Below are 11,443 nucleotides of genomic sequence, written 5' to 3' on the forward strand. Positions count from 1 at the left end.
GCTGGAACGCGAACTGCCGCGGCTGGCCGGGTACGTGGCGCACGCCGGGACGGTCGCCGGGGCGCTGGCCCGGGCGTTCGCCGCCGTCCCCGGCGCCCGGGTGCACCCGGCCCCGCCGCACACCCACCAGTTCCAGCTCTGGCTGCCCTACCCGGCCGGGGAGTTGGAGGAGGCCGGGCTGGGGCTGGCCGAGGAGACCGGGATCGGGCTGTTCGGCGCCTGGCGCGAGTACGGGCCGCCGGGGCTCTCGATGACCGAGGTCACGGTCGCCGCGGCCGCCCTCGACTGGACCGGCGCCGATGTCGCGGTGGCTGCCGCCGCCTTCCTGGACCGGTTACACGCCGACCGGTCCTGACAAAGCGTCCGGCCCGCCCCCGCGCGCTGCGGGGACGGGCCGGACGTGGAGTTGTCAGAGCTGCCTGGTCACAGGCCGATCGCTACCGGGGTGACGATCAGTTGTCGACCGGGCGGACCCGGATCCAGGTCTCCAGGTAGTTCGAGGACTCGTTCTCGACCTCGATGCTGGTCCCGGTCTTCGGGACGTTGACACCGCTGTACTGGTTGTCCTTGCTCCACCACGACTTCAGGTCGTTGAACTCGTCGACGCCCTTGGCCTTCGGGATGACGGTCTCGGCGCCGGCCTTGTGCAGGGTCAGCGCCGGGACGCGGCGGGAGCCGAAGGTGGAGTCGAAGCCCTGCATGCGCGGACGCATCAGGGTGCCGTCGTTCCACTTCAGCGGGGTCGGGTGCGAGTCGACCGGCAGGATCAGGCCCTGGCCCGGGTGGGCGCTGACGTTGTTGTCGGTCTGCGACTCGTCCCAGTACCAGATCAGCAGGCCGGGCTGGTACGAGTAGTGCTCGACCCAGTTCGGCTTGTCGGCGAAGCCGAAGTTGTACGGGCCGGTCTTCAGGGTCTGGTCGAAGGACACGTACTGCCGGTTCTCCGCGATGTAGTACTGCGCGTAGTCCTTGGTGTACGAGCCGCCGAAGCGGGAGAACCCGTCGGCCACCCAGCCGTTGTCACCGTTCTCGACGTCGTCGCTGAACACGGTGGCGCCGTCGGCGACGACCGTGATGTTGTCCAGCGTCAGGCCGCGGAAGTGCAGGCCGCCGTCGGTGGTGTTGTGGTAGCGGAACTTGATCTGCTTGCCCGCGTAGGCGTCCAGGTTGAAGGACAGGTCGCCCCAGGCGGCCACCTGGCCGCTGAGGGCCGGGCGGTCGTTCTCGCGGGGCAGCGCGGTGCCGTTCCAGGTGCCGTCGATGACGGTCCAGGTCTTGCCGCCGTCGGTGGAGACCTCGCCGAACGCGTAGTCGAAGTCCTGCTCCAGCTCGTACCAGGCCTTGGCGTTGATGCTGGCCTTGGTCTTGCCGGTCAGGTCGATGTCGCGGGTGAGCGTGACGTTCAGGTTGTCGGCGCTGCCGCTCCACCACTCACCGGAGCCGCCGAACGGCTTGTTGATCTCGGTGGTGATGCTCTTCTTCGGCAGGTCGACGATCAGCCCCTGCGGCAGGTTGCTGTTGTACTCCGCCGGGCCGATGTGGTGGGTCGACTCGGTGCCCGCCTTGGCGCGGTCGGCCTTCAGCCAGCCCAGCTTGTACTTGCTCCAGGCGTCGAGGTCGTTCGGCATGTCGCCGATGCTGTTCTTGCCCTCGCCGAGCCAGGAACCGGAGGACATCAGCGACCAGAAGCCGACCGAGTTGTCGATGCCCTTGCCGGCGGTGTCGTAGAGGTCCGGCAGACCGAGGTCGTGGCCGTACTCGTGGGCGAAGACGCCGAGGCCGCCGTTCTCCGGCTGCATCGTGTAGTCGCCGATCCACAGACCGCTGTTGCCGACCTGGACGCCGCCGAGCTTGTTGCCCTCGGGGCCGGCCTTGCCCTGCAGGTTGCCGTAGACGTACGAGCGGTGCGCCCACAGGGCCTTGCTGCCCTGCTTGCCGCCACCGGCCGACTTGTCCTCACCGGCGTGCACGATCTGGAAGTGGTCGATGTACCCGTCGGGCTGGTTGAAGTTCCCGTCGTGGTGCGAGCCGTAGCGGTCCCACTGGTCGTACTGGGCCAGGGTCGCCTTGATCTGCGCCTCGGTCTGACCCTTGGCCAGCTGGTCCTTGTACCAGATGTCCACGGCGTCGCGGATCAGGTCCTGGGCGCTGGCGCAGACGTTGGAGCCGCAGTAGTCGGAGCCGTAACGGGCCTCGTTCCACGGCACCCGGACCCAGTCCGAGACCACGCCGTCGACCGAGTAGCGGCCCGAGGACTGCTTCTCGTAGTAGGTCTTCAGCGAGGGCTTGTCCTTGGAGAAGTACAGGTCCTGGTAGTGCTGCTGGTTGTAGTCGGCCTGCCAGGCGGTCGAGTTGTTGGTGGCCGCGTCCGGCTTCTCGATCTCGTTGTGCTTCGGGCCGGCCTCGCCGCCGTACTTGACCTTGCCGTCCGGCGTCTTGGTGGTGTTGTCCACCTGGTCACCGAAGTCGACCAGGATGGTGAAGATCTTGTCCGTGCGCTCGCGGGCGAGCTCGACGTACTTGTCCTTGCCGAGCTTCACGCTGGTGCTGCCGTTGTGCTGCTCGACCTGGGCGGTGCCGTCGAGCAGCTTCTCGGTGGCGGCCTTCTGCTCCGCCTCCACCTTCGCGGTCAGCGGGCCCGGAAGGTTGTGCTCGGTGTTCTGGACGGCGTCGGCCGGGTCCTTCGGGACCGGGGCCGAGCCGGCGGCGACGGCGGTGCCCGGGAACAGGCCCGCGCCGAGCGTGACTATGACCGCTGCGGCCGTGGCAGCCGCAGCGGTTCTCCTGGTGTTCTTCAACGTTGTGACGTCCTCCCCGACCGGGGCCAGCTTCTGGCCAAAGCCCGGCAAACCAAAATGAAAGACAGGTGGACGTCATTTGATACAAGCGTGCACAGAAAAGATAGACCTTGACCGTGACATGGTCACGGCGCTATGCTCCGCGACTTCCCATCATCTGACTGCATGTCAACCGTATGTTCGTTAAAGCTTGCTGAGAAACCGAGCGCACCCGCACCAGCCAGCACGGGAGCCAGCCATCCCGTCCGCCCCGCTGCCGACCCCGCTCGGAGCGGAACGCACCGAGCCCCCGGCGTGAACGCCGGGGGCTCGGTGGCTGTGAAGTTGTCTGTTAAAAGTTGGGTTACTTCGTCAGGTCCGGACCGGACGAGGCGACCGCGGCCGGGGTGTCCGCGACGGCCGACTTCTCCTCGCCGCGGAAGGTGAACTTGGCGTCCTTGCCCTCGCCCTCGACGTCGACGACGACGATGTGGCCGGCCCGCAGCTCGCCGAAGAGGATCTTCTCCGAGAGGTGGTCCTCGATGTCGCGCTGGATGGTGCGGCGCAGCGGACGGGCACCCAGGATCGGGTCGTAGCCGCGCTTGGCCAGCAGCTTCTTGGCCTCGACGCTGAGCTCCAGGCCCATGTCCTTGTCCTTGAGCCGCTCGTCCACCTTGGCGATCATGAGGTCGACGATCTGGATGATGTCGTCCTCGGACAGCTGGTGGAACACCACGATGTCGTCGACACGGTTCAGGAACTCGGGGCGGAAGTGCTGCTTGAGCTCCTCGCCGACCTTCGCCTTCATCCGCTCGTACCCGGTCTGGGTGTCGCCCGCGGCCGCGAAGCCGAGGTTGAAGCCCTTCGAGATGTCCCGGGTGCCGAGGTTGGTCGTCATGATGATGACGGTGTTCTTGAAGTCCACCACGCGGCCCTGGGAGTCGGTCAGGCGACCGTCCTCCAGGATCTGCAGCAGTGAGTTGAAGATGTCCGGGTGGGCCTTCTCGACCTCGTCGAAGAGGACGACCGAGAACGGCTTGCGGCGGACCTTCTCGGTCAGCTGGCCGCCCTCCTCGTAGCCGACGTAGCCGGGCGGGGAGCCGAACAGCCGGGAGACGGTGTGCTTCTCGGAGAACTCGGACATGTCGAGCGCGATCAGCGCGTCCTCGTCGCCGAACAGGAACTCCGCCAGCGTCTTGGACAGCTCGGTCTTACCGACACCGGACGGGCCGGCGAAGATGAACGAACCGCCGGGGCGCTTCGGGTCCTTGAGGCCCGCACGGGTGCGCCGGATGGCCTGGGAGAGCGCCTTGATGGCGTCCTTCTGGCCGATGACGCGCTTGTGCAGCTCGTCCTCCATGCGCAGCAGGCGGGACGTCTCCTCCTCGGTCAGCTTGAAGACCGGGATGCCGGTGGCGGTGGCCAGGACCTCGGCGATGAGCTCCTCGTTGACCTCCGCGACGACGTCCATGTCGCCGGCCTTCCACTCCTTCTCGCGCTTGGCCTTGGCCTGCAGGAGCTGCTTCTCGTCGTCGCGCAGGGACGCGGCCTTCTCGAAGTCCTGCGCGTCGATCGCGCTCTCCTTCTCGCGGCGCACGTCGGCGATCTTCTCGTCGAACTCGCGTAGGTCCGGCGGCGCGGTCATCCGGCGGATGCGCATCCGGGAGCCGGCCTCGTCGATCAGGTCGATCGCCTTGTCCGGCAGGAAGCGGTCCGAGATGTACCGGTCGGCCAGGGTGGCGGCGGCGACCAGGGCGGAGTCCGTGATGGAGACCCGGTGGTGGGCCTCGTAGCGGTCGCGCAGACCCTTGAGGATCTCGATGGTGTGGGGCAGCGAGGGCTCGGCGACCTGGATCGGCTGGAAGCGGCGCTCCAGCGCGGCGTCCTTCTCCAGGTGCTTGCGGTACTCGTCCAGGGTGGTGGCACCGATGGTCTGCAGCTCGCCGCGGGCCAGCATCGGCTTGAGGATGCTGGCGGCGTCGATGGCGCCCTCGGCGGCGCCCGCGCCGACCAGGGTGTGCAGCTCGTCGATGAACAGGATGATGTCGCCGCGGGTGCGGATCTCCTTGAGCACCTTCTTCAGGCGCTCCTCGAAGTCACCGCGGTAGCGCGAGCCGGCCACCAGGGCGCCCAGGTCCAGCGTGTAGAGCTGCTTGTCCTTGAGCGTCTCCGGGACCTCGCCCTTGACGATCGCCTGGGCCAGGCCCTCGACCACGGCGGTCTTGCCGACACCGGGCTCACCGATCAGCACCGGGTTGTTCTTGGTGCGGCGGGACAGCACCTGCATGACCCGCTCGATCTCCTTCTCGCGCCCGATGACCGGGTCGAGCTTGGCCTCGCGGGCGGCCTGGGTGAGGTTGCGGCCGAACTGGTCCAGGACCAGCGAGGTCGACGGGGTGCCCTCGGCGGGCCCGCCGGCCGTGGCCGACTCCTTGCCGCCGCCGGTCTGGTAGCCGGAGAGCAGCTGGATGACCTGCTGGCGCACCCGGTTGAGGTCGGCGCCCAGCTTCACCAGGACCTGGGCGGCGACGCCCTCGCCCTCGCGGATCAGACCGAGCAGGATGTGCTCGGTGCCGATGTAGTTGTGGCCGAGCTGGAGGGCCTCGCGGAGCGACAGCTCCAGGACCTTCTTCGCCCGGGGGGTGAAGGGAATGTGGCCGGACGGGGCCTGCTGGCCCTGGCCGATGATCTCCTCGACCTGCTGGCGAACGGCCTCAAGAGAAATCCCGAGGCTCTCCAGGGCCTTGGCGGCGACGCCCTCGCCCTCGTGGATCAGACCCAGGAGGATGTGCTCGGTGCCGATGTAGTTGTGGTTGAGCATCCGGGCTTCTTCCTGAGCCAGGACGACAACCCGCCGCGCGCGGTCGGTGAACCTCTCGAACATCGTTTATCGCTCCTCAGAGCGGTCGGGCAGTTCGGGGTCCGTCCCCGCCCTGTCCTTCCGCATGCTAGTCCCGCTCAGCGGCGCGGCCCACGGATTCACTCCCCGGTAGAGGAGCGAGATGCTGCGCGACCAGCCGACACCAATCCCAACCTGATGCTGGGAAACGGTGTTCCCACAGGTGGGCCGGATGCACCGGATTCCGCTACGCCATCGGCGAACACGTGCCGCCGGGGCGCGGCCGGAACCGTCCGTCCGGTCGCCCATACTGCCCCTGGACGGACCGAAGAACCCGTCCACCTGCATTCATACCCGGTATCGGGACGGTTCTCGCGCAGTTTCCGCGGTGGCGGTGTTCGCCTGGCGAGAAGTCCGGCCGCGGCGACGGTGGTTCGACGGCGGCCGGGGGCCGGGTACGCCGTCCCGGTGGTGTCCGCGCTACCGCTTCGCTCCTACAGCGTTGCACGGCCCGTGATTGTTCCGCCGCCCGAGCCCGCGCCCGGCAGGGCCCCCGGTACCGGTGGTGGCGCGGCCGTCCGGGCACGCGCCGCGGGGCGCGGAGGAGACCCCTCCGCGCCCCGTGCGTGTGATGGCGGCGCCGCCTTCGGCCGCCGGGGCCCCGCACCCGCTCCGGCGGGCCTGCGGCGCCGGGATCAGGACGCGTTGGCCTTCTCGTAGGCCTCGCGCACGTTGCTCGGAACCCGGCCGCGGTCGTTGACCTCCAGGCCCTGCTCCTTGGCCCACGCGCGGATCTTGGCGGTGTCGGGCGCACCGCCGCCGGACGGACGCGCAGCACCGCCGCGACCCGGACGACGGGCGCCGCCGGCGAGCCGGCCGCTCTGCTTGCGGCCCTTCTCCACGTACGGCGCCAGCAGACCGCGGAGCTTGTCCGCGTTGGCGCTCTTCAGGTCGATCTCGTAGGCAACGCCGTCGAGGGCGAACGTCACCGTCTCGTCCGCCGAACCGCCGTCGAGATCGTCTTCAAGAATGACCTGCACCCTCTGTGCCACGGGCTTCCCTTTCCGCTAAACGACCCATTGCCTAAGGAAAGGAAAGCGCCTTTCTCCGGAAAACACAAACCCTTGACCCGGGTGGAGCGGCTCAGAGGTGCAGCAGCATGCGTGAGTTGCCCAGTGTGTTGGGCTTCACCCGCTCCAGGTCGAGGAACTCGGCGACGCCTTCATCGTACGAGCGGAGGAGTTCTTCATAGACATCCGTAGCGATCGCCGCCGGGTCTGTCGTACCATCATCGGTTTCCTGGAGCTCGCCGATCTCGACGAAACCGTGTTTCGCGAAGAACGCGACCTCGAACGTCAAGCAGAAAATCCGACGGACGCCCAGCCAGCGTGCCGTCTGCACCAGCTTCTCCAGCAGGAGGTGCCCGATCCCGGTGCCCCGGACGACCGGATCCACCGCGAGCGTGCGGACCTCGGCGAGGTCCTCCCACATCACGTGCAGTGCGCCGCAGGCCACCACCACGCCGTTGTCGTCGCGTTCCGCGACCCAGAACTCCTGGACGGATTCGAACAGTGTGACTGTGGGCTTGTCCAGCAGAATGCCGTCGCGCGCGTAGGTGTCGATGAGCCTGCGTACTGCCCGCACGTCCGTGGTCCGCGCCCGGCGGATGGTGACCTCCATGGTCGGGACGTTATCGCGCCGCTCCCGGTTCCGTCCCACCGGTATCCGGTCCGTCGTCCGCGGAATCCGCGCTGCTCGGATCGGACGGGAACAGTGCGGCCACCCGCAAGGCGTCCCGGAGCGCTTCGCGTTGCTCGGGCGACATCAGGCCGAAGAAGTGCACCAGGGCCGCCGCCGGATTGTCACTGGTGGCCCAGGCGTCGTTCATCAGGGCCGCCGTGTACGCCTCACGCGAGGAGACCGGTTCATATCGATAGGCCCGGCCGACCCGCTCGCGGCGCAGCCAGCCCTTTCTGTGGAGCTTGTCCAGGACGGTCATCACCGTGGTGTACGCGATTTCGCGTTCGGACCGCAGATCCAGGAGAACCTCGCGAACCGTGACCGGTCGGTTCCACTGCCACACCCGGGTCATGATGGCGTTCTCAAGTTCGCCGAGTTGCCGGACCATAGTGCGGCCAGGATAGGGAGTGAATGGGGCAAATCTTGTGAAGTGCGCCAAACCGGCGCGCCGCCACCCCCGGGAATCGGGAATGGCGGCGCGCCGGTCGTCCGGGGCGGCTGACGGCGTCGGTCGCGGGTGCCGCCCGTCGGTCCTCGCGGTCCTCGCGGGGCCGCTCGACCGTGCGGGATCAGTCGATGTCTTCCTTGGTTCGCTGGGCCCCGCCCTGGCTGCGGACGATGGCCCGCACCAGGAACCCGAAGCCGATCGCCATGACCAGCGGCGGCACGATCGCGCTGACGTAGTCCATCAGGTCACTCCTCCTCGGTCGTCTCCGCCGTGGCGGCGGAAGCCTTCGGCTCCGGCTTCACCAGCGGGAAGAGCACCGTCTCCCGGATGTTCTTGCCGGTCAGCAGCATGATCAGGCGGTCCACGCCGAGGCCGAGGCCACCGGTCGGGGGCATCGCGTACTCCAGGGCACGCAGGAAGTCCTCGTCCACCTGCATCGCCTCGACGTCGCCGCCGGCCGCCAGCAGCGACTGGGCGGTGAGACGGGCGCGCTGCTCGACCGGGTCGACCAGCTCGGAGTAGGCGGTGCCGATCTCCGTACCGAAGATCACCAGGTCCCACTTCTCGGCCACGCCGGGCTGCGAGCGGTGCTGGCGGGTCAGCGGGGAGACCTCGGTCGGGTAGTCCTTGATGAAGGTCGGCCGGACGGCGTTCTCCTCCAGCAGGCGCTCGACCATCTCCAGCACGATCTGACCGTGGCCCCAGTCCTTCTCGAACGGGATGCCGTGCTCGGTGGCCAGCTTGCGCAGCTCCTCGACGCCGGTCTCCGGGGTGACCTCGACGCCCAGGTGGGCGGAGATGCCCGGGTAGACGCAGACCTCCTCCCACGGCTCGGCCAGGTCGATCTCGTGCTCGACGCCGTGCGCGTCCACGCCCTTGATCACCGTGGTGCCCAGCGCGTCCCGGGCCGCGTTGACGATCGTCTCGCGGATCAGCTCGGCCTGGGTGTCGTAGTCGCCGTACGCCTCGTACGACTCCAGCGAGGTGAACTCCGGGTTGTGGGTGGAGTCCGCGCCCTCGTTGCGGAAGTTGCGGTTGATCTCGAAGACCTTCTCGGCGCCGCCGACCACCAGCCGCTTGAGGTACAGCTCGGGGGCGATGCGCATGTAGAGGTCGATGTCGTACGCGTTGATGTGCGTCTTGAACGGACGCGCGTTGGCGCCGCCGTGCACCGGCTGGAGCATCGGGGTCTCGACCTCGATGTAGCCGCGGTCCTCGTACGTGCGGCGGATCGAGCGGACGACCTTGCTGCGCAGGTGCAGGATCTCGCGGGCCTCGGGGTTGACGATGAGGTCCACGTAGCGCTGGCGGACCCGGGCCTCCGGGTCGGTCAGGCCCTTGTGCTTGTCCGGCAGCGGGCGCAGGCACTTGGCGGTGAGCTCCCAGCGGTCGACCATCACGGACAGCTCGCCGCGCTTGGAGGTGATCACCTCGCCCTCGACGCCGACCTGGTCACCGAGGTCGATGTCGGCCTTCCAGGCCGCCAGCCGCTCAGCGCCCAGCTTGTCCAGGGAGAACATCACCTGGAGGTCGCCGGTGCCGTCGCGCAGGGTGGCGAAGCAGAGCTTGCCGCCGGTGCGGGAGAGGATCACGCGGCCGGTCACGCCGGCCCGCTCGCCGGTCGCGGTGTCCGGCTCCAGGTCCGGGTGCTTGGCACGCAGGTCCGCGATGGTGGTGGTGCGGGGGAATCCGACCGGGTACGGGTCGACACCGGCCGCCCGGAGCCGGTCCAGCTTCTCGCGCCGGACGCGCATCTGCTCGGGAAGGTCGTCGGTCGCGGGAACAAGGCTCTGATCGGTCACCCCACAAGGGTAGCCAGCCACACACGGTGCTCCGCCACGGGATTACCGCAAGGGGGAGACCGCGGCGGCGGTCTCCCCTCGGGGGCGGCGGGTGATCCGGCTCAGCCGGTGCCGGTGGCGAGTTCGATGTCCTCGATCTCGTCGGGGCCCTGGTCGGTGGGCGGAGCGGGGTGGGCCGGGGGCTTGGGGCGGCGGCCGAACAGCTCGGCGGGGGTGGGCATCCGGTGCGGACGGGGCGGGGTCTTCGCGGCGGCGGGCTGCTCCGGGCGGGAGTCGGTGCTGCTCATGGTGGTCCGTCCTCCTACAGGGGTGGGGTGACTGTTCGGCGGTGCGGCGGGGCTCGGTACGGCCACCAGGTGGCGGGGCTGCCCGGCGTGGAGGGCGAGCCGCTCGCGGACGGCGGCCTCGGCCAGCGCGTGGCAGCGCCCGGCCAGCCGGGAGCGGCGGGACCGCTCGCCCTGGCCGCAGGGCTGGCGGGTCAGCCCGCGCAGTGCGGTGAGGTCCTCCGGCCCGGGCAGGTACCCGTCGGACACCGCCTCCTCCAGCCGCTCCAGGTAGCCGGGGGCGCTGCCGGGCAGGGCGGAGCGGTAGCGTCCGAGGTCGGCGAGCAGGAAGGCGCGCAGCCGGCCGCCCTCCTGGACGGCCTCGTCGATCGCCTCGGTCAGGCGCAGGGCGTCCTGGACGTCCTCCGCCCAGAGCTCGACGCCCGGCCCGGCGAGCGCCGGCCGTTCGGGCCGCTGGAGGTGGACGGGGACAGCGGGGTGCAGGGCTTGGGCGAGGGCTCGGCGCAGCACGCGGACTTCGTCGGCGCTGAAGGCCATGCCGCCGCGCGATCCGTGTGGCGTAGGCATGGGCTGACACTACGTGAGGAATATCCGATTTGTCGGTAACGTCGCGCCGAACCACCCACGTTTGGCCTGGTGAAAAAACCTTTTGCCTCCACCTGTAACGACCCCCGGGGCCTGACTGGTCATCCAGGTGTCAGGGGAGAACGAGCGAGGGGGCCGGGCAGGATGCAACCGGACGGTCAGGGGAAGGCGGCCCGGGGCGGGCGGCGGGACGAGGACTTCCAGGCCTTCGCGGCCGCCCGTGCCAGAGCGCTCTACCGGTCGGCCTGCCTGCTCGCCGGCGGGGACACCCACCTCGCCGAGGACCTGGTGCAGGAGGCGCTCGGGCGGATCTACGCCCAGTGGCACCGCACCTCCTGGTTCGGCGGCAAGCGCCGGATCGACAACCCGGCCGGGTGCGCCCACACCGTGCTGGTGCGGGTCTTCCTCTCGCACCGCGGCCGCCGCTCCAGCGGCGAGCGGCCGGTCGGCGCGGTGCCGGACGGCGAGGCCCCGCAGGGCGACCCGGAACTGCGGCTGGCCCTGATGGACGCGCTCGGCCGGCTCGCGCCGCGCGACCGGGCGGTGCTGGTCCTGCGCTACTGGGAGGGCCGCAGCGTCGAGGAGACCGCCGCGATCCTGCACCTCACCCCGGGCGCCGTCCGGACCCAGGCCTTCCGTGCGCTCGGCCGGATCCGCGACGTCCTCGGCCACAGCCTCGGCGAGCCGGCCGGGCGCTGAGCCGGCCGGCACGTCGACGTCACTGCACTATTCGCGTCAACTCGATTGATAGAGAGGCTGGTTCAGCATGTCCGCAGAGCACGACGGGCCCGACGAGCGGTTCGAGCGGGCCTTCACCGAGGCCCTCGGCCGGGGCCGGCGGGTCCTACGACACCGAGGCCACCAGGCTGGTCGACACCGGCTGGTCGTACGGCCGCCGGCTGCGCCGCAGGCGGCGGATCGGCACCGCGGCGGGCGCCGCCGCGCTGGCCCTGGCCGGGGTGGGCACG

At 69.5% G+C, this 11,443-nt stretch carries 8 protein-coding genes and 1 pseudogene; 2 read left to right on the forward strand and 7 right to left on the reverse strand.

Annotated features, from left to right (window positions below):
• A pseudogene (locus KS423_RS25765) lies at positions 1 to 355 on the forward strand (threonine aldolase); the annotation flags it as partial.
• 97 nt (positions 356 to 452) lie between these two features.
• Here the strand turns inward: KS423_RS25765 and KS423_RS25770 are convergent.
• The 7 genes from KS423_RS25770 to KS423_RS25800 all read right to left on the reverse strand — a co-directional run bounded on the left by KS423_RS25770 (position 453) and on the right by KS423_RS25800 (position 10,457).
• The gene (locus tag KS423_RS25770) at positions 453 to 2,798 is read right to left on the reverse strand and encodes an immune inhibitor A domain-containing protein (protein WP_224282153.1); all 2,346 of its coding nucleotides are present in this window, start codon (positions 2,796 to 2,798) and stop codon (positions 453 to 455) included.
• 343 nt (positions 2,799 to 3,141) lie between these two features.
• Positions 3,142 to 5,661 carry an ATP-dependent Clp protease ATP-binding subunit gene (locus KS423_RS25775; protein ID WP_224282154.1) on the reverse strand — a complete coding sequence of 840 codons (2,520 nt, stop codon included), beginning with the start codon at positions 5,659 to 5,661 and terminating at the stop codon, positions 3,142 to 3,144.
• Positions 5,662 to 6,311: 650 nt separating this feature from the next.
• Positions 6,312 to 6,668 (reverse strand): Lsr2 family protein, encoded by a 357-nt coding sequence (locus KS423_RS25780; protein WP_224282155.1) that lies wholly within the window; start codon positions 6,666 to 6,668, stop codon positions 6,312 to 6,314.
• Positions 6,669 to 6,759: 91 nt separating this feature from the next.
• Positions 6,760 to 7,296, reverse strand: a complete 537-nt coding sequence (locus tag KS423_RS25785; RefSeq protein ID WP_224282156.1) for an amino-acid N-acetyltransferase — start codon at positions 7,294 to 7,296, stop codon at positions 6,760 to 6,762.
• 10 nt (positions 7,297 to 7,306) lie between these two features.
• A complete protein-coding gene (locus tag KS423_RS25790; RefSeq protein ID WP_224282157.1) occupies positions 7,307 to 7,744 on the reverse strand; it encodes a BlaI/MecI/CopY family transcriptional regulator in 438 nt (145 codons plus the stop codon).
• 305 nt (positions 7,745 to 8,049) lie between these two features.
• Positions 8,050 to 9,606 (reverse strand): bifunctional lysylphosphatidylglycerol synthetase/lysine--tRNA ligase LysX, encoded by a 1,557-nt coding sequence (gene lysX, locus KS423_RS25795; RefSeq protein ID WP_224282158.1) that lies wholly within the window; start codon positions 9,604 to 9,606, stop codon positions 8,050 to 8,052.
• Positions 9,607 to 9,707: 101 nt separating this feature from the next.
• Positions 9,708 to 10,457 (reverse strand): hypothetical protein, encoded by a 750-nt coding sequence (locus KS423_RS25800; RefSeq protein ID WP_224282159.1) that lies wholly within the window; start codon positions 10,455 to 10,457, stop codon positions 9,708 to 9,710.
• 162 nt (positions 10,458 to 10,619) lie between these two features.
• On the opposite strand from KS423_RS25800, the gene KS423_RS25805 reads away from it, so the two are divergent.
• Positions 10,620 to 11,174, forward strand: a complete 555-nt coding sequence (locus KS423_RS25805; RefSeq protein ID WP_224282160.1) for a SigE family RNA polymerase sigma factor — start codon at positions 10,620 to 10,622, stop codon at positions 11,172 to 11,174.
• The last annotated feature ends 269 nt before the right edge of the window (positions 11,175 to 11,443 follow it).

It is taken from the genome of Streptomyces sp. LS1784 (assembly GCF_020103755.1).
Taxonomy (GTDB): Bacteria; Actinomycetota; Actinomycetes; order Streptomycetales; family Streptomycetaceae; genus Kitasatospora.

Coding starts and splice junctions, on each gene's coding strand:
- KS423_RS25775 (WP_224282154.1), bottom strand. CDS start 5,661: ATGTTCGAGAGGTTCACCGACCGCGCGCGGCGGGTTGTCGTCCTGGCT.
- KS423_RS25785 (WP_224282156.1), bottom strand. CDS start 7,296: ATGGAGGTCACCATCCGCCGGGCGCGGACCACGGACGTGCGGGCAGTA.
- KS423_RS25790 (WP_224282157.1), bottom strand. CDS start 7,744: ATGGTCCGGCAACTCGGCGAACTTGAGAACGCCATCATGACCCGGGTG.
- KS423_RS25800 (WP_224282159.1), bottom strand. CDS start 10,457: ATGCCTACGCCACACGGATCGCGCGGCGGCATGGCCTTCAGCGCCGAC.
- KS423_RS25805 (WP_224282160.1), top strand. CDS start 10,620: ATGCAACCGGACGGTCAGGGGAAGGCGGCCCGGGGCGGGCGGCGGGAC.